Origin of the sequence: Oribacterium sp. FC2011 (assembly GCF_000701645.1) — a bacterium.
In the GTDB taxonomy this organism is placed as follows: Bacteria; Bacillota; Clostridia; order Lachnospirales; family Lachnospiraceae; genus Oribacterium.
Genome location: NZ_JNJM01000014.1, coordinates 71,092 through 88,998, shown reverse-complemented (window position 1 = coordinate 88,998; position 17,907 = coordinate 71,092). Strand labels below are relative to the sequence as shown.

Genomic DNA, 17,907 nt, shown 5'->3' with positions numbered 1-17,907 from the left:
CCGAGTGTCACCATAGGTTCCAATGAATCTGATGATGACGATGATGAAGATAATACTGGAAACAGATCTTCGAGTACATCAGCGTCAGAGGATAATGCCGGGAACGAAGGTACATCACAGAGAAGAAATGTAAGCAGACAGGAAGAGGATGATGAAGAAAACCGGGAAGCCGAAACTACCTCTTCGTCTGAAACAGAAAGTGAGACTGAACAGGTTTCTCAGGCAAGAAATAACGAAGAGGAAACTGTAAGAGAAACAGTGGCCGAAGAGGATTCATCAGAAGAAATTATCGAAGAAAATCCGGGTTGACCAAATATAATGAAAAAAATATTCAAAAAAATTTCGTTTAAAAAGAGTACAAAGAACAGATTAAGGATACTTTCGTATGTGATATCGCTGGTAGTGGCATTTCTTATTCAGACCAGCGTAATGCCGCTCATCCCTTTCCTTTCTGCGTCTCCAAATTTATTGCTGATCCTCACATTTTCGATAGGGTTTATTCATGGCAGTCTGCCGGGCATGATTTATGGTCTCGGAGCAGGACTCCTTATGGATATGTTCTATTCAGGAGCTTTTGGCTTTTACAGCCTGATATTTATTTTTATCGGATATTTAAACGGCTTGTTCAACAATATTTATTATGAAGAATACATAACTCTGCCTATGATCATGTGTGTCATCAATGAGTTTGTATACCATGTGTATATCTATGTTTTTCGTTTCCTGATACGTCTGAAACTGGATCTGCCGTACTATTTGATGCATGTAGTGCTTCCGGCAGTTGTTTTTTCATTGCTTGCTACATTGATCCTTTACAGATTTGTATTTACGGCAACGGAAAAGATAGATAAATAGGAGCATATAAATTGATCAAAGAAATATTTGAAGCAATCAAAGAATTTACTGTTCGATTTGTAAGTTCACGACTTTTTGCCCTTGGACTTATTTTTTCGATTTTGTTTATAGTTCTGGGATTTCGTTTATTTGATCTTCAGATAGTAAATGGTGAAAAATATCTGGCAGACTATCAGAATCGTACTCTTGCAGAGATAACGAGCAACGGAACCAGGGGCAATATTTACGATAGGGACGGTAAACTGCTGGCCTACAATGAGCTCCAGTACAATATCACAATTACGGATAATGGTGCTTATGACACATCTGCCGACGGTATTAACAGCAGAAACCGCATGTTAATGCGTCTTGCCCAGATCATCGAAAAACACGGGTATGACATTGACGGACAGTATAAGATAAAACTGGATGATTCGGGGGAATTCTATTTTACCACAAGCTCGGAGGATGACCGAAAGAGACTCATTTCAAATATAAGAGGCAGAAACATTGAAGACCTTTCAGAGAAGGATTTTAATGTAACTGCCAGACAGGCTTTTGAAGTCTCGAAAAGCAGATACAGGTTTGACAATATGTGGGATGAAAAGAAAAATCCCATTGTTCTGTCAGATAAGTTGGCTCTGGATATGATCAATATCTTTTATACAATGCGTCTTACCGCATATCAGAGGTATCAGACCACCACAATAGTAAAAAACGTATCTGAAGAGTGTACAGCAGAGATACTTGAAGCAAAGGGAGAACTTAAAGGCGTAGACATTGATAATGTTTCTGTCAGAAAGTACAATTATGCGCCTTATATGAGTCATATAGTGGGTTATACAGGTCAGGTTCAGGCAGAACAGCTTGAGGAACTGAAGAAAACGGATGATTCATATGAGCTTAATGATATTGTGGGAGTCTGGGGCATTGAAAAAAGCATGGAGTCGGAGCTGAAGGGTAAAAAGGGATATCGTCAGATGTACCTTAACTCTGTCGGATCTATTCTTGAGGTTGTTTCAGAGACCGATGCTGCAGCAGGCAATGATGTTTATACAACCATTTCGGCAAATGACCAGATTGCCATATATCATCTGCTCGAGCAGGAACTTGCCGGTCTTTTGGCGTCGAAGATTACAGAACAGGATCTCAATGATGATAATGCCGAAATCGAGCAGTCAGAGATCACAATTCCGGTTAAAGATGCCTATTACCAGCTTATCAATAACAACATTCTGGATTCGGCACATTTCAGCAGTGCGGAAGAGGGAACAGCTGAGCGTCGTATAGCCGAGGCATTTGAAGCGAACAAGAAAACTAAACTTGCTGCTATCCAGGAGGAGCTGCTTCATCCTACAACAAGCGGACTGAAAGAGCTGCCGCAGGATATGCAGGCTTATATCGTATATATTTATGACTACCTTGGGAAAAAGGAGAATGGAATCATAGACACCACTGACCAAAAGTATCGTGAGTCGGAAGCCTATGCGGCATGGAAGGATGATACCATTACTCTTAAAGATTTTATCCTCAGTGGAATAGATGAAGCATGGCTGGACACTTCAAAGCTTGAGTTGTCTGATGAGTACTATGATTCGGATAATATCTATACCTTGTTTGTTCAGATGCTGATAGATCAGCTGAACAACAATCCTGATTTTGATAAAGTACTCTATAAATATGCAATAGCAAACCAGATCATTCCGGGATATGTACTGCTTATGGCACTTTTTGAGCAGGGAGTACTGGAAGAGGATCCGGAAGCTTATGCTCAGCTTTCTGCAGGAGATGAACATTACGCATATACTTTCCTGATTTCAAAGATAAGAAAGATCGAGATCACTCCGGCGCAGCTTGCGCTTGATCCGTGCAACGGATCTGTGGTGGTCACAGATGTTGATACGGGAAAGGTGCGTGCTCTTGTAACATATCCGAGTTTTGATAACAACAGGATAACGGATCCCGCTTATCTCAAAAAATGCAATAATGACCTGTCATTGCCGCTTCTTAACGGTGCTACCCAGACTCAGCTTGCGCCGGGATCCACCTTTAAACCGTTAACATCGGTTGCGGCCCTTGAAGAAGGGGTATTGACACTCAATACAGTGATTGACTGTACCGGCGTTTACGAGGAAGTTACTCCTAATATCCGTTGTTGGATTTATCCTCAATCCCACGGAAGAGAGAATGTGGTAGATGGAATCAAGAACTCCTGTAACTTTTTCTTTGCGGCGGTAGGTCACCTTCTTTCTACAGATGAGACTGGAAATTATAACCAGGCAATCGGTCTTGAAAGAATACATAAGTATGCCTCATTGTTTGGCCTTGACTCGCTTTCGGGAGTAGAGATAGATGAGGCTATGCCCCGTATATCTGATTATGACCCTGAGCGTTCTGCTATGGGTCAGGGAAATCATGCATACAATGTTGTTCAGCTTTCAAAGTACATTACTGCTGTTGCAAATAAAGGTACCGTTTTTGATCTCTCGGTTATTGATAAGGTCACAACTTCAGATGGTTCTATAGTAAAAAATATTGAGCCGGTTGTGGTGAGGGAGCTGAATTTCAGTGACCTTACATGGAATGCGGTTCATAAAGGACTCCGTGAGATGATCACAGAAGGTGTTGCCAAGAGAGTTTTCCTGGGACAGGACATTCCTATAGCGGGTAAGACAGGAACGGCCCAGGAGCGTGAGGACAGAGGAAATCATGCCGTATTCGTTTCTTTTGCGCCCTATGGAGATCCTGAGATAACTGTTACTGTAAACATTCCGTACGGATATTCCTCCGGTAATGCTGCAAACCTTGCGAATACAGTTTACAACTATTGCTATGGTAAGGATAGTTTGGATGCAATACTTTCAAGAGATGCATCAGGCGTTTCTGCATTGAATGTCGTAGACTGATGGAAGGGTTATGTCAGTCCTTTGAGATGTTTAATATCAAGGACTGACATTCTCTGTGAGAAGATTATGAAATTTGATTACAACTTCAAAAATTATGATTTTAGATTAGTTTTTTATATGGTGATCCTCAATATACTTGGGGTCTTGATAATGGCTTCGGCAATAAATGCTTCGGATATCAAAGACCCTCAGGTTGTGAGACAGATAATGGGCTCTTTTGCGGGATTCACTGTGTGTATACTGATCTCTCTGATTGACTACAGATTTATATTAAAACAGGCGAATCTTATATATCTTATTTCTGTTCTTATGCTTCTTGGCGTAAAAATCTATGGTACGGCCTCGGGACATGGAGCGGTGAGATGGATACAGGTGCCTGTTCTGGGGCAGGTTCAGCCGGCAGAGTTTGTTAAAATAGGACTTATTATCTTTTTTTCCAGATATTTTCACAAAAACCGCGAGCGTATTAATTCGCTGCATGTCATTCTTATGGCATTTGTTTTTTACACTATCCCGATACTTTTGGTATTGCTTCAGCCTAATCTAAGTACGGCGATCATAATGACCGTCATCATAGCTGCCATGGTTTATGCTTCGAACATAAGCTTTAAATGGATAATGGGAGTTGTGTTTATCATTGTCCCATTTGCGCTGATATTTGTTTATCTTTTTAAATCGGGTCTTTACGACAGAATCCCGCTTCTCCAGGGATATCAGGCGGAGCGAATACGTACTTTCCTTAACCCGTCTGAAAACACCCAGACATTCTATCAGCAGATGTATTCCATTATGGCCATAGGTTCAGGACAGTTCGCGGGAAAAGGGCTTAATAACGATTCCATTTTTTCGGTAAAGAACGGTAATTTCCTTGCCGAGGAGGATAATGATTTTATTTTTGCGGTTATCGGAGAAGAGTTTGGATTCAGAGGCTCTGTATTTATTGTTATTATGTTCTTGTTGATTATTCTTGAATGCCTTATAATAGCATCAAAGGCAAAAAAATTGGGCGGACGTCTTATTTGTGTGGGCATGATGGCGTGGATAGGGTTTCAGACCTATACTAACATCGCAGTAGCCACGGGTATTTTTCCTAATACCGGAATAACGCTTCCTTTCTTTTCCAGAGGTGCGAGCTCCCTGATTTCGGTCTATATAGGCCTGGGCCTGGTGCTTAATGTTGCTTTGCAGCGAAAAGAGGGCGGAGTTTAAATCTGATCCGATCCGGAAAGGTTTTGAAATGAATGTTGGATTGATAGCACATGATACAAAGAAAAAACTGATGCAGAATTTCTGCATAGCATATCGTGGTATACTTAGTAAGCATGATTTATATGCAACCGGAACCACCGGGTTGCTTGTAGAGGAAGTGACAAATCTCCGTATACATAAATTCCTTCCGGGAGAAACCGGAGGAGCCAGACAACTTGCTTCCCAGATAGAGCAGGGCAATCTTGATATGGTGATTTTTTTGAGAGATCCTCTTCATGTAAAAGCACAGGAGCCGGAGGTCAACTCAGTGGTACAGCTTTGCGATACTTACAATATTCCCATTGCTACTAATCTTGCCACCGCAGAGCTGCTTATCAAGGCTTTGGAGAGAGGCGATCTTGAGTGGAGAAATATCTAAGGAAAATATATGACTTATAGCATTATTACTCGTGAAATAAAAAGAAGATCCGGAGGAAGCTGTATTCGTACAGCACTTCCGGTTCTTTTATGTCTTATGTTTCTGACGGGCTGCGGACAGAAGCTTGAAAACAGATACAATGTGGATGAAGGTCTTTTGCGTATGAATTCTGTCAATACGAGTCTGACTGAGGGCGTTCATGCGCAGGGCTTTTCTGTGGGACTGGCTCTCCCTGACAATACAAATTATAACTCTGAGGATATTACTGCAGAAGCAGCGCTTCTTGTGGAGTATGGTAAGGATGATCCGAAGGCAATTGCTTATAAGAATCCTTATGCCAGGACATATCAGGCGAGTATCACCAAGGTTATGTCGGCTCTTGTGTGTTTAAGACATATAGATGATCTCAGTCAGGAGTTTACCATAACCAAAAATTCAACCATCAATGTTTCCGGTTCATCAAGAGCGTGGCTCAGGACCGGAGAAACCATGACGATAGAAGATCTTTTATATGGCATGCTGGTACCATCAGGAAATGATGCAGCTGTGGCTGTTGCTGAAGCTACCTGCGGATCGCTGGACGCCTTTGTTGAGGAGATGAACAGGACAGCTCTTGAAATAGGTGCTACAGGAACCCACTTTGTGAATCCACATGGGCTTCCGGATGATAACCACTACACAACACCCTTTGATATTTATCTCACCATGAATGAAGCTCTTAAGTATGACGTTTTCAGAAAGATCGTGGGAACCATAAGTTACAGTCCGAAGTATAAGGATTCAAACGGTGTTGCTAAAACCCAGGACTGGGCCGGCACCAACAGGTATCTGTTGGGAGAAGCGGCTTCCCCGGATGGCATAAAGGTTCTCGGAGGAAAGACAGGTACTACCAATGCCGCAGGCTATTGTCTCACAACTGCTGCGGAAAAAGTGTCTACGGGAGAAGAGTATATAGGCACTGTTATGAAGGCATCTTCAAAGGATGAGCTTTATAATAATATGACGGCACTTCTTCAAAAAATACATTAAACAGATGCGGAAACAAAGATCTGTTTAGGTGATTTTTATACAAAAAATGGTGTGGTACATAAGGCTTTAATTGGTAATTGTTGCTTGAATTAGACCGTTTAATGTACTATACTGAAACTACAAAGTTTAGGAGGTACTTGACTATGGTACAGTTGATTGTAGGCAAGAGGGGCAAAGGAAAGACAAAACAGCTTCTTGATAAGGCAAATGCAGTTGTTAAGGAAGCAAACGGAAATGTAGATTTTCTTGATAAATCTGCACAGCATATGTATGAACTCAACAATAAGATCCGTCTTATTAATGTTAATGAATATCCTATTGATTCTGAGGATGCATTCGTGGGTTTCGTAAGTGGTATCATTTCTCAGGATCATGATCTCGAGTATATGTTCCTCGATAGTTTCCTTAAGCTTTCATCCTTGGAGGGCGCAGACATTTCAAATTGCATCAAGCGTCTTGAAGACCTTGGCGAGAAGTATAAGATAACATTTGTTTTAAGCGTTTCTATGGATGCTGATGAGCTTCCGGACAGTGTTAAGAAGGATGTAGCTATTTCACTTTAATCAATATTTCGGACAATGGCAGCTAAAGATACATCTAACGTTATAAAACATAATAATTTGCCTAAGATCAATGTAGGGATGGTAATCTTCGTGATTATCAGTCTCTACATTGTTTTTAGTGTGTATTCATATATCAAGAGAGACCAGATAAGGTATTATGAGGTATTGGAAGGCAGTATAGTAAGGCAGGAACAATACTCAGGGGTTGCCTTAAGGGAAGAAGAAGCTGTGGATGCGGTTTCCTCCGGATATATACATTATTACATCCAGGACGGAAAACGTGTTGCAGTGGGCTCGGCAGTGTATACTGTGGATGAAACAGGCTCTTTGGAATCATATCTGAAAGAGCATCCTGAGCTTACCCAGGAGCTGTCAAGCGAACAGGTAGCAGATATCAGATATAAGCTTTCGGATTTTTCGCAGTCCTTTAAAAACATTAATTATTCCGATTTGTACAATACAAAGATTTCTCTGGATGCCGCAACATTGGAGTATTCAAGTATTTCCAGCACACAGGATCTTGATTCTGTATTGTCACAGCTAGGAATAAACTACTCACGTATTTCTGCTGATAAGGCAGGCGTTGTGTCTTATTCCATAGACGGGTATGAGAATCTGACGCCGGATGCTGTTACGGAAGACATGTTTCTTATGAACGGGTACAAGATGAATATCACTAAACCCGGAGATCTGGTTGAGGGTGGCGTGCCTGTATATAAGCTTATCACAAGCTCCAACTGGTCCATCATTTTTCCGTTGGATGATGAGATTAAAGAAAAGTATCAGAATATGCACAAAGTAAAGGTGCATTTTACGGATAAGGATCTTTATACCAATGCTGTTTTAGATGTATATACAGCCTCAGACGGACACGAATACGGTCAGCTTTCGCTTAATGAACTTATGGAAGAGTTCTGTGATGAACGATTCATAAGATTTGAAATCGTCACAAGTGACAGAAGAGGATTGAAGATTCCGCTTAGTTCAATAACCGGTAAGGATTTCTTTATCGTTCCAAGGGACTTTATGGTGACAAATGAAGATGGAACTACCGGATTTAACCGTCAGACGATTTCTGCAGATGGTACCGGCACTAATGTAGAATTTGTTGAAAGTGATATTTATCGTCTTGATCAGCAATATTGCTACATAACTATTCCGGAAAAAACAGATACAAATGATCTCAAATTAAATGATTTCATAGTCAGACCCGGTGTTCAGGAATCTCAAAATGCAGATGTTTCAAATACTTATCATGTGGGTCCTGTTAAGACACTCCAGGGTGTTTACAACATAAACAGGGGATTTTGTGTATTTAGACAGATAATCCCTATCGAACAGAATAACGAATATGCTATTGTTGAAAAAAATACAGATTATGGCATTTCTGTCTATGATCATATAGTGATGGATGCATCCCTCGTTTATGAAGGTCAGCTGATATATCAATGATGACTTGATATAAGCAACAACTTACAATTTTCTGAAGATTGGCCTTTATATAGTATGTAAACCATTACTTCTTTTGAGGATTTGTTGACAAGGATAGAAATTAGTTTAAAATAATACGTATTAGATGAGGTCTGCTCATCGAATGGTTACGGGGGGATAGTAATGAGTTTTATCGGTAACATAATGAAAAACATGAGGGTTAATCAGGATGATGAGTACGATCTTCAGGATGATTACGATTTTGAGGACGGTTATGATGAGGAACCTCAGAGAAACGGATTCTTTTCAAGAAGATCTCAGGATGAGGATGATGATGTTGAGGATGTGAGACCTGCGAGACCTACACTTTTTATGAAGAAGCCGGCTCAGACCCAAACACACAGAAGCATGGAAGTGACTATGATAAAGCCAACCTCCATGGATGATTCCAGAGATATCTGTGATTATCTTCTTGATGGTAAGGCTGTCGTTCTCAATATGGAAGGGCTTCATATGGAGATAGCCCAGAGGATTATAGATTTTACTTCCGGAGCAGCGTATTCTATGAATGGTAATCTTCAGAAGATTTCCAATTATATTTTTATCGCAACACCGCAGAGCGTAGAGTTGTCGGGAGATTTTCAGAATATTCTCGCCGGTACTTCAGATACAGGTTTTAGCGGACTTAACTTAAGAGTTTGATAATGAAAAGCCGAGAGACATATCCAAAAAAGGGTATGTCTTTCTTTTTGGGAGGAAGCTATGTCTAAAATACTTGATGTCAATTATGAAGGTGAGTTTGCATACCATATTTATATAGAGAAGACCTTTGATGGTTTGAAGGGCGCTGTTTCTGAGCTTCGGATTTCTGACAGAAGGGCACTGATAGTTACAGATAAGAATGTGGCACCGTTATATCTTGATAAGGTTAAGGATATACTTTCGGAGTGTTTTTGCTTTGTGGATGAGATCATTCTGACTCCGGGTGAAGAAAATAAAAATACAGATTCCATAGCCCATATCTACGAAAGGGCTATACAGGATAATTTTGACAGAAATGATTTTTTCGTGGCTCTCGGAGGCGGAGTTGTAGGAGATATGACAGGATTTGCTGCTGCAACCTACATGAGAGGTATCAGATTTATTCAGATTCCTACCACGCTGCTTTCTCAGGTGGATAGTTCCATAGGAGGAAAGACCGGAGTGGATTTTCGTGCCTACAAGAATATGGTAGGTGCCTTCCACATGCCTTCTCTGGTTTACAGTTCTGTCACCACGCTTAAATCTCTTGATGAAATTCAATATGCTTCCGGAATGGGAGAGGTTATAAAGCATTCTCTCATTAAGGATAAGGACTACTTTGGGTTCCTTACAGATAAACTTGAGGGCCTAAAGGATCGTGATATGGATGTCCTCATTGAGACGGTATACCGGAGTAATGTAATAAAAAAAGAGGTTGTTGAGAAGGATCCTAAAGAAAAAGGAGAGAGACAGCTTCTTAATTTTGGTCATACATTGGGACATGCAATTGAAAAATGCTCTGATTTCTCTTATAGTCATGGCCAATGCGTGGCTTTTGGATGCCTTGCTGCAATGCATATTTCTGATGTGACAACTGAGGAAGAAAATAAAGCTGTTTGTGAACTCATGAAAGCAGTTGGGCTTCAAACTACATTAAAGCCCATGGATAATCAGACAATCCTTGCGGCTACCAGAAAAGATAAGAAAATGGATAAGGGACATGTCAGATTCATTTTGCTTCATAGTTTGGGAAATGCATATATAGATAGCAATGTATCCGATGACAGCATGCTTGAGGCATTAGAATATATATCAAAATGATGGGGCGGATTTATCGGCAGATGTATGTCGTATACCGGGGCTCAATAAACATTATTAACTTAGGAGACGTTACTAAAGAATAATATGAATTCAAGAATAAAGAGAATACTTCTTTTTTTGCTCTTGGCGGTGGTTTTGATCATTCCCGATCAGCTTACAAAGCAACTGGCAGTAGAAACCTTAAGGGGGAATGCACGAATCCCGGTTATCAAGAACGTTTTATATTTGCTTTATGTGGAAAACCAGGGTGCCGCTTTCGGAGTATTTCAGGGGGCTCAGTACGCCTTTTATATCATAACTATAGTGGTGCTTATCGGCATTCTTTATGTAGTATACAAAACACCTTTGAATAACAAGCGTTATTACCCGGTTCTGTTTATTGCGGAACTTGTTTTTGCGGGAGCTATAGGTAATTTTATAGATCGCGTAAGTCAGAAATATGTGGTTGATTTTATATATTTCAGCCCTATAGATTTTCCGGTTTTTAATGTAGCTGATATATATGTTACCTGTGGGTGTATTGTCATGGTACTTTTGCTTCTGTTCTACTATAAGGATGAGGACTTTAATTATCTGAGAAGCAGCAAAAAAAATGCCGGTGCAGAATCAGACAAAGAAGATTCACTTATGGAGGAAAAATGATAAAGGTCAATGTTCCTGAGGGTGTAGATCAGGTCCGTCTTGATCAGTTTCTTTCTACACTGGAGGAACCTGAAATATCCAGAAGCTATGCTTCTAAGTTAATTAAGGATGATCGCATACAATTAAATGGAAGAAGCTGTAAAGCAAGTTCTAAGGTGAAAGAAGGGGACGAGCTTCTGATAGATATGCCGGAACCTGTATCTCTTGACGTGGTGGCTGAGGACATTCCTCTTGATATTGTATATGAAGATGAAGATTTTCTTATCGTAAATAAGCCTAAGGGTATGGTGGTACATCCTGCAGCGGGACATTATCAGGGAACCCTTGTCAATGCCGTGATGAATCATTGCGGGGAAGAGCTTAGTACCATAAACGGTGTTATGCGTCCGGGGATAGTGCATCGGATAGACAAGAATACTACGGGGCTTCTCGTGGTATGCAAGAATGACAAGTCACACAAATCCCTGGCAGAGCAGCTTAAGGAGCATTCCATAACAAGAAAATATGTTGCAGTAGTCTGTGGTAATATAAAAGAAGATTCCGGAACGGTGGATGCGCCATTGGGGCGTTCAAAGAAGGATAGAAAAAAGCAGGCTATCGATATGGTGGACGGAAGGGATGCGGTTACGCATTTCAGGGTTTTGGAGCGTTTTGGAGATTATACTCTTGTGGAATGTGTTTTAGAGACCGGTCGTACACATCAGATACGTGTTCATATGGCATCCATAGGACATCCTGTTCTTGGAGATGACGTCTATGGTCCCAAGAGATGTCCTTTCACACTCGAAGGACAGTGTCTCCATGCAAAGGTTCTCGGATTCATACATCCCTCAACAGGCGAATATGTGGAGTTTGATTCTGAGTATCCGGAATATTTGAAACAGCTTATGGATAGACTGCGGAAATAAATTATATATGAGTAAACCTAAAAAACGATTGACTAAAAAACAATTGACTAAAGAACAATTGAAAAAGATCAAGCTCGGAGTCCTGACCTTATGTATGGGGTTGGGACTTTTGGTGGTTGTTGTTTCTCAAAAATCCGTTAAAACAGTGGAATCAGAGGCAGTAGTTGAAACAACGGCAACGCCTTCGGAAATACCTGAGACAACAACTATCGAGGAAACAGAGCCTGAAACTGAAGAAGTATTTGTTCCATCTCCGTACAAGTTAAATCTGGCTTATGTTTTTCCGGAGGGGGTGGATGAGAGTGATCCTCTTAACAGTTATGCCGGTGAGATCTACAAAGAACTTATGAAGGAGGACAATGATTATATTGCCAATATCTATGATACCTCAGGTGTGACTCCATTATCTCTTGCGAAAAGACTGGGAGTAAGCTCCGGAAGAGTTATGGGTAAGTATAATCCTTCTGCGGGCGGGCAGGATCCGGATAATCCTGCCACCTGGTACATACCGACCTTTAAAAATGTTAATGTTTCCTTTTACGATGCTGACGGAAAAAGGGTAAATGAATACTCCAATGTTAAGGAAATCATGTCAATGGCATCGGTTTATACCTATGCCCATGATTATCTTGATGTTGAAACATTCAAAAAATATTGTGAAGAACTGTATGATAAGTCCAGAAGGTATACGATCAGTATCGGTAAGGTTTATTACGACAGTGGCTGTATTAACCGTTCGGCTAAGGAAGAAGGGGAAGAAGCCAAGAAGATTGAAGAAGAACTTGAAAAGCTGAAAAAGCAGCTTGCAGAGGAAAAAACGGAGGACTCCGAGACTGAGAGTTCTTCAGATTCCGCTGATGAAAGCAGTCATATTGATCAGTCTCCGGAATCCGATGGAACCGGGACGGAAGCTAATGGTAATGATGCCGGAGCATCTCAGGGGGAAACCCGACAGGAAACTTTAGATACATCAGGCGAGATTTCATCGGATCTGTCAGAAACAGAAGCGCAGAGTAATGAGTCTGATTTCGGGGCACAGACCGATAATGCCGGGGGTTCAGAACAGGGAGTTTCCCAACAGGAGACTTCTTATCAGGAAAGCTCATTGTCAGATGCAGGAAATGAAAATAACGGAATGGTACTCGCTGCGGCAAAGATACTTAATAAGGCTTCCTGGGTAAAGAGAATCAATCCTTTATTAAAGATTACGGCATACGGAGCTGAACTTTCACAGGAAGAGTCCTCCGATATGAATTACGAATCACAGGTGATTGAAACGGCACCGGCTGAAATAGAGACGGAGGCTTTGGAAGAATCAACAGAAGAGAGTTCAACAGCCTATGAGTCAGTGAGCCTTGTTCCCGCATTGTATGATCATTCGGCTAAGGAAACGCTGGTTACAAAAGAGCCTGAATCTACGACAAGCAAGTACTGGGAATATAAGGCAGGTCAGGGCATAGACATTATCAATGACGGCACAACTGCGGAAAATGAATCTGCTGAAGCAGATGGTGATGAAGCGGTGGAAACGGCGGAGGCTTCATCTGAAGGTGAGGGTGAAGATAAAGAAGATAAGGATGAATCATCAGAAACAGAAGAAGGCAGCACTGATGAGAGTAAAGAGGATAGGATCATTCTCGGAACCTTTACCAGAGAAGAACTCCGAAATATGGATGATGCCACTCTTTATAGTCTTATAGAGGAGTCTCTGGAGGCCAAGGAGACCACGGAGGAAAGTAACGGAGAAACAGATGTAAAGAGCAAGAATTACTGTCCGGGACATGTAGATCTTTACGTGAGCGTTACGATTTACGGATTTAAAGAGGATGACGGACTCAGAAGTGTTGAGCTTGAGGCAGAGAAAGCGGATCAGGAAGAAACAGGAGAAGCTGAGGAAACCGACGGTTCGGATAAGGAAGAATCTGAAACAGTAGAATCTTCAGAGTCTGCTGAGGATGAGACATTGGAAGCGACAGACAATGAGTCCCCTGGAAGTGTCTGGGAAGGATGGACAGATGAACAGAAGGCTTATGCCGAAAGACTTATAGCTCAGGACTGGTTTAAGGTTTATGGATTGTCTATCTCAACCATCGATCCTAAAAATCCTTTAACTGAAGAGGAAATCTCCAAGTATATTGATGGTCTTCCCAAGGATGTTTCAAAAGACAGAAAAAGAGTTATAAAGTTTGCCCTTGAATCAGTAGGTAAGATACCATACTACTGGGGAGGCAAGGCAAGCAGTAATAACTACGAAGGAAATGCTTTCGGAAGCGTAGTTGAGGCAGATTACAGAGGCAGAGTGTTGAGAGGACTTGACTGCTCAGGATGGATACAGTGGGTATACTGGTCTTCTATAGGAAATAATCTGAATAAAGCATACAGTACATCCAGTCTCATAGGAGAGGGAGAAAAAATAAACAGAGCGGATCTTCAGCCCGGAGATGTTGTTATCCGAACCGGAGCAGACTCCCATGTGGTAATGTTCCTGGGATGGGCCGAAAACGGAAAAATGATTGCTATCCACGAAAATTCGGGAGCAAACAATGTTTCCGTCAATGAGGTTACGGCAAGCTATCCATATTATAGAAAGTTAATAAATTAATTTTTTAAAACCCATTGACAATTTCGAAGCGAGCATTTAAAGTACTTGAGTATGCCGCATGACGAGGTTAGAAGTGTGCATTATTGTACCACCAAAGTCAGCGAGTAATGATAAAAAGGAGGACCCTCGTAATGTATGCAGTAATCCTTACAGGTGGAAAGCAGTACAAGGTAAGCGAAGGCGATATCATTAGAGTTGAGAAACTTGATGTAAAGGAAGGCGACAAGGTTACTTTCGATCAGGTGCTTGTTCTTAATGATGGCGCTATGAAGATCGGTACACCGGTCGTTGATGGTGCTAAGGTATCAGCCACTGTTACTAAGAATGGCAAGGCTAAGAAAGTCATCGTTTACAAGTACAAGAGAAAGTCTGGATACCACAAGAAGAATGGTCACAGACAGCTCTTTACAGAAGTAAAGATTGATTCTATCGGCTAATTTTTTCAAAGTATTTAATGGAGGATAATCATGGCTCATCATAAAGGTATGGGCTCTACCAAGAACGGTAGAGATTCCGAGTCCAAGAGACTTGGACAGAAGAGAGCAGATGGTCAGTTCGTAAAGGCTGGTAATGTTCTTTACAAGCAGAATGGAACAAGAATTCACCCAGGTCTTAATGTAGGTCTTGGCAATGATTTCACACTTTTTGCAAAGGTTGACGGCGTAGTTAAGTACAGCCACCTTGGAAGAGACAGAAAGCAGGTATCCGTACTGCCTAGAGATGCTGAGTAATCTCGCTTGGTTTTTCAGAAAATTACCCCTGTACCGTAATATCGGTGCAGGGGTTTTGTTCTAATTCTGTCCACGGTTATTAGTGTTTTTAAGTGGTTCATAAGAATCCTAATGGATTCTTTCTTTAATTAATGTGTGAGTCTGTTATGGATATTCTTTCAGCAGTTGAGGTGTTCAAGGAAGTGTTCCGGACTTAGGCATTGTTTCTATTTGATTTGCTCTCTGAGGGCTAGCGACGCTATTTGCGGCGCGGGGATACCCTTGGGAAAGGAGAAATGATTCTATGTTTGCAGATATTGCAAAAATTTTCATCAAAAGCGGAAAAGGCGGCAACGGACATGTTTCCTTCCGTCGTGAATTGTTTGTACCGGCCGGTGGTCCTGACGGAGGCGACGGCGGAAAAGGCGGTGATATCATCGTTGAAGTTGATAAGGGTATGAATACTCTTGAAGACTTCAGAAACCGCCAGAAATATGTCGCAACCCCCGGTGAAGAAGGCGGCGGAAAACGCATGCACGGAAAAAACGGTAAGGATCTTGTTATTAAGGTACCTGAGGGTACTATCATCCGTGATTTTGAGACCAAAAAGATCATCGCGGACATGTCAGGTGACAACCAGAGACTTGTACTTCTTAAAGGCGGAAAAGGCGGCCTGGGCAATATGCACTTTGCCACACCGTCAATGCAGGCACCTAAGTTTGCACAGCCGGGTCAGGATGCAAGAGAGCTCTGGGTACAGCTTGAACTGAGAGTTATCGCTGATGTGGGACTGGTCGGACTTCCGAATGTAGGAAAATCCACCATTCTGTCCATGTGTTCCAATGCAAGACCTGAGATTGCAAACTATCACTTCACAACGCTTACTCCACATCTCGGAGTAGTTGGTTTAAAGGGTGACAGATCCTTTGTTATGGCGGATATTCCCGGTCTTATCGAAGGAGCTTCAGAAGGTGTTGGTCTGGGACATGAGTTCCTGCGCCATATAGAGCGCTGCAAGGTGCTTGTTCATGTTGTGGATGCATCAGGCTGTGAAGGAAGAGATCCGGTTGAAGACATTAAGACTATCAATGAAGAAATCGGGAAGTACGATCCGGATATCCTTAAGAAACCTATGATCATAGCCTGCAACAAAACTGATCTTATCATCGATGAACAGGGTTCTGACAGTGCAGTTACAAGGATCAAGGAAATATACGAGCCCCAGGGTGTGAAAGTTTTTGCAATTTCTGCAGCCACAAATACCGGACTCCGGGAGGTTCTTGAAGCTGCCTGGACCTACGTTGAGGAAGCCGGTGCAAAGGAAGTCGAGGTTTATGAAAGCGAAGTCGATCTGGAAACCCTTGGACATAAAGAGCAGCTTGCCATCGAGTACAAGAAGCTTGACGACAGCACTTACTCTGTTGAAGGACCAAAGATTGAGAAGATGCTTGGATATACCAATATCAGTACAGAAAAAGGCTTTGAGTTCTTCCAGCGTTTCATGGCTGAACAGGGAGTTATCAAAACTCTCAGGAAAATGGGTATTCAGGAGGGCGATACCATAAGGATCTATGGTCATACTTTTGAGTACTACGATACAGATGCTTATGAGGATGAGGAGCTTGAGAAGGCTATCGATACAGCTTTCCCTAAACGTCATCAGCCAAAGAATAACGGAGAAGAAGAATGAAGAAATATATAAGAGACAGTAAGATGCGTTCTGAATTAAAGGGCGCAGCTATGAACATAGAACCGGTTCTTTCCATAGGAAAAAACAGCCTTACACCGGAATTTATTGAGGCAGTAAGAGAAAATATCGTTAAAAACGAGCTTATCAAGATCAATATTCTGAAGAACTGTGATGATGATCCAAAGGCCATTGCTCATACTCTTGCCGGACGTACCCAGTCAGAGGTTGTTCAGGTTATCGGTCGCAAGATCGTGCTTTATAAGCCGGATCCGGACTTTAAAAAGCGTAAGTATGAGATTTCAAAGGCTGAGCTTAAAGACGGCGGAAAAAACACGGGAAAGCATTCAAAAAGCAGGAATCACAATGCTGAGATCGCCGGCGCAAAGAAGAAGGCCTCCAGAAGCGGAATGAGTCTTCGTTTTGTGGAAGAAGCCGACGAGGAATTTGATAACGACATTGAGTAACAGAGGTACCGGTATGTTTGAAACAGGGGTTCATGACAGCAAAAAGAAAGTCGGTATAATGGGAGGCACTTTTGATCCCATTCACAATGCGCATCTTTCTCTGGGTCAGTGTGCCCTTAACCAGTTGTCCCTTGATGAAGTCTGGTTCATGCCGGCTAAGGATCCCTATTTTAAGAAAAACAAAAAGGTTACGCCTGCAAAACAAAGGTGTGAAATGACTTCTCTTGCGGTTTCTAGGAGAGAGGGTTTTAAACTTTCTCTGTTCGAGCTTGAACGGGAGGGAGAGACATATACAGCGGAAACATTGGCACTGCTTCATGAAAAGCATCCGGATATTCATTTTTATTTTATCATTGGGGCAGATTCAATGTATCAGATAGACACCTGGTATCATCCGGAGATGATAATGAAGCTTGCTACACTGGCTGTGGCAGGGAGACATTATCCTGATGGATATAGGAGTTTTCAGGAACAGGTGGAATATCTTAAAGACAGATTTCAGGCGGATATAGAGGTTCTTGATTATCCGGAAACAAATTTATCCAGCACTATGATCCGCGAAATGGTGGCGGAAGGCAAAGACATAAGCGGACTTCTGCCGGATAAGGTTAAGGAATATATCAGGGATAACAATCTGTACAGATCCTGACATCTGTTCA

Annotated in this window: 16 protein-coding genes and 1 pseudogene; all 17 read left to right on the top strand. The window is 41.7% G+C overall.

The genetic code is table 11. The annotated features are described in order from the left end of the window. Positions 1-318 precede the first annotated feature (318 nt). The 17 genes and pseudogenes from mreD (at position 319) to nadD (ending at position 17,897) form a co-directional block, all read left to right on the top strand. Positions 319-855 (top strand): rod shape-determining protein MreD, encoded by a 537-nt coding sequence (gene mreD, locus T357_RS0112405; RefSeq protein ID WP_044916888.1) that lies wholly within the window; start codon positions 319-321, stop codon positions 853-855. 11 nt (positions 856-866) lie between these two features. Next, positions 867-3,740, top strand: a complete 2,874-nt coding sequence (locus T357_RS0112400) for a penicillin-binding transpeptidase domain-containing protein (RefSeq protein WP_031553100.1) — start codon at positions 867-869, stop codon at positions 3,738-3,740. A 66-nt stretch (positions 3,741-3,806) separates the two neighbouring features. After that, complete coding sequence (locus T357_RS0112395) at positions 3,807-4,949, top strand: FtsW/RodA/SpoVE family cell cycle protein (protein ID WP_031553097.1); 1,143 nt, start codon at positions 3,807-3,809, stop codon at positions 4,947-4,949. A gap of 28 nt (positions 4,950-4,977) precedes the next feature. Continuing rightward, positions 4,978-5,367, top strand: coding sequence for a methylglyoxal synthase (locus T357_RS0112390; RefSeq protein ID WP_031553094.1), 390 nt, complete (start codon positions 4,978-4,980; stop codon positions 5,365-5,367). Positions 5,368-5,376: 9 nt separating this feature from the next. Next, the gene (locus T357_RS0112385; protein ID WP_081828159.1) at positions 5,377-6,396 is read left to right on the top strand and encodes a D-alanyl-D-alanine carboxypeptidase family protein; all 1,020 of its coding nucleotides are present in this window, start codon (positions 5,377-5,379) and stop codon (positions 6,394-6,396) included. Positions 6,397-6,539: 143 nt separating this feature from the next. Then, positions 6,540-6,959 carry a hypothetical protein gene (locus tag T357_RS0112380; protein ID WP_031553088.1) on the top strand — a complete coding sequence of 140 codons (420 nt, stop codon included), beginning with the start codon at positions 6,540-6,542 and terminating at the stop codon, positions 6,957-6,959. 15 nt (positions 6,960-6,974) lie between these two features. Further along, complete coding sequence (locus T357_RS0112375; protein ID WP_031553085.1) at positions 6,975-8,411, top strand: biotin/lipoyl attachment domain-containing protein; 1,437 nt, start codon at positions 6,975-6,977, stop codon at positions 8,409-8,411. 162 nt (positions 8,412-8,573) lie between these two features. Then, positions 8,574-9,092 (top strand): cell division protein SepF, encoded by a 519-nt coding sequence (locus T357_RS0112370; RefSeq protein ID WP_031553082.1) that lies wholly within the window; start codon positions 8,574-8,576, stop codon positions 9,090-9,092. Positions 9,093-9,152: 60 nt separating this feature from the next. After that, positions 9,153-10,232 carry a 3-dehydroquinate synthase gene (aroB, locus tag T357_RS0112365; protein ID WP_031553079.1) on the top strand — a complete coding sequence of 360 codons (1,080 nt, stop codon included), beginning with the start codon at positions 9,153-9,155 and terminating at the stop codon, positions 10,230-10,232. Positions 10,233-10,316: 84 nt separating this feature from the next. Beyond that, positions 10,317-10,874, top strand: a complete 558-nt coding sequence (gene lspA, locus T357_RS0112360; protein WP_031553076.1) for a signal peptidase II — start codon at positions 10,317-10,319, stop codon at positions 10,872-10,874. Then, entirely contained in the window at positions 10,871-11,782 is a 912-nt protein-coding gene (locus T357_RS0112355; protein WP_031553073.1) for an RluA family pseudouridine synthase, read from the top strand. Before lspA ends, T357_RS0112355 begins: the two co-directional genes overlap by 4 nt. Before the next feature lie 7 nt (positions 11,783-11,789). After that, positions 11,790-14,384 carry an NlpC/P60 family protein gene (locus T357_RS20380; protein ID WP_081828158.1) on the top strand — a complete coding sequence of 865 codons (2,595 nt, stop codon included), beginning with the start codon at positions 11,790-11,792 and terminating at the stop codon, positions 14,382-14,384. A 131-nt stretch (positions 14,385-14,515) separates the two neighbouring features. Beyond that, a complete protein-coding gene (rplU, locus tag T357_RS0112345; RefSeq protein ID WP_031553068.1) occupies positions 14,516-14,821 on the top strand; it encodes a 50S ribosomal protein L21 in 306 nt (101 codons plus the stop codon). Positions 14,822-14,851: 30 nt separating this feature from the next. Next, entirely contained in the window at positions 14,852-15,115 is a 264-nt protein-coding gene (gene rpmA / locus T357_RS0112340; protein ID WP_029200208.1) for a 50S ribosomal protein L27, read from the top strand. Positions 15,116-15,398: 283 nt separating this feature from the next. Continuing rightward, a complete protein-coding gene (gene obgE, locus T357_RS0112335) occupies positions 15,399-16,784 on the top strand; it encodes a GTPase ObgE (protein ID WP_081828157.1) in 1,386 nt (461 codons plus the stop codon). Next, positions 16,781-17,074, top strand: a pseudogene (locus tag T357_RS22215) (YhbY family RNA-binding protein); the annotation flags it as partial. The gene obgE and the pseudogene T357_RS22215, both read left to right, overlap by 4 nt. Positions 17,075-17,261: 187 nt before the next feature. Continuing rightward, positions 17,262-17,897 (top strand): nicotinate-nucleotide adenylyltransferase, encoded by a 636-nt coding sequence (gene nadD / locus T357_RS0112325; RefSeq protein WP_044916884.1) that lies wholly within the window; start codon positions 17,262-17,264, stop codon positions 17,895-17,897. Positions 17,898-17,907 lie beyond the last annotated feature (10 nt).

Excerpts from the sequence above, each read along its gene's own strand:
- mreD (WP_044916888.1), top strand. The coding sequence starts at position 319 with ATGAAAAAAATATTCAAAAAAATTTCGTTTAAAAAGAGTACAAAGAAC.
- T357_RS0112395 (WP_031553097.1), top strand. The coding sequence starts at position 3,807 with ATGAAATTTGATTACAACTTCAAAAATTATGATTTTAGATTAGTTTTT.
- T357_RS0112390 (WP_031553094.1), top strand. The coding sequence starts at position 4,978 with ATGAATGTTGGATTGATAGCACATGATACAAAGAAAAAACTGATGCAG.
- T357_RS0112385 (WP_081828159.1), top strand. The coding sequence starts at position 5,377 with ATGACTTATAGCATTATTACTCGTGAAATAAAAAGAAGATCCGGAGGA.
- T357_RS0112380 (WP_031553088.1), top strand. The coding sequence starts at position 6,540 with ATGGTACAGTTGATTGTAGGCAAGAGGGGCAAAGGAAAGACAAAACAG.
- T357_RS0112375 (WP_031553085.1), top strand. The coding sequence starts at position 6,975 with ATGGCAGCTAAAGATACATCTAACGTTATAAAACATAATAATTTGCCT.
- T357_RS0112370 (WP_031553082.1), top strand. The coding sequence starts at position 8,574 with ATGAGTTTTATCGGTAACATAATGAAAAACATGAGGGTTAATCAGGAT.
- aroB (WP_031553079.1), top strand. The coding sequence starts at position 9,153 with ATGTCTAAAATACTTGATGTCAATTATGAAGGTGAGTTTGCATACCAT.
- lspA (WP_031553076.1), top strand. The coding sequence starts at position 10,317 with ATGAATTCAAGAATAAAGAGAATACTTCTTTTTTTGCTCTTGGCGGTG.
- T357_RS0112355 (WP_031553073.1), top strand. The coding sequence starts at position 10,871 with ATGATAAAGGTCAATGTTCCTGAGGGTGTAGATCAGGTCCGTCTTGAT.
- T357_RS20380 (WP_081828158.1), top strand. The coding sequence starts at position 11,790 with ATGAGTAAACCTAAAAAACGATTGACTAAAAAACAATTGACTAAAGAA.
- rplU (WP_031553068.1), top strand. The coding sequence starts at position 14,516 with ATGTATGCAGTAATCCTTACAGGTGGAAAGCAGTACAAGGTAAGCGAA.
- rpmA (WP_029200208.1), top strand. The coding sequence starts at position 14,852 with ATGGCTCATCATAAAGGTATGGGCTCTACCAAGAACGGTAGAGATTCC.
- obgE (WP_081828157.1), top strand. The coding sequence starts at position 15,399 with ATGTTTGCAGATATTGCAAAAATTTTCATCAAAAGCGGAAAAGGCGGC.
- nadD (WP_044916884.1), top strand. The coding sequence starts at position 17,262 with ATGTTTGAAACAGGGGTTCATGACAGCAAAAAGAAAGTCGGTATAATG.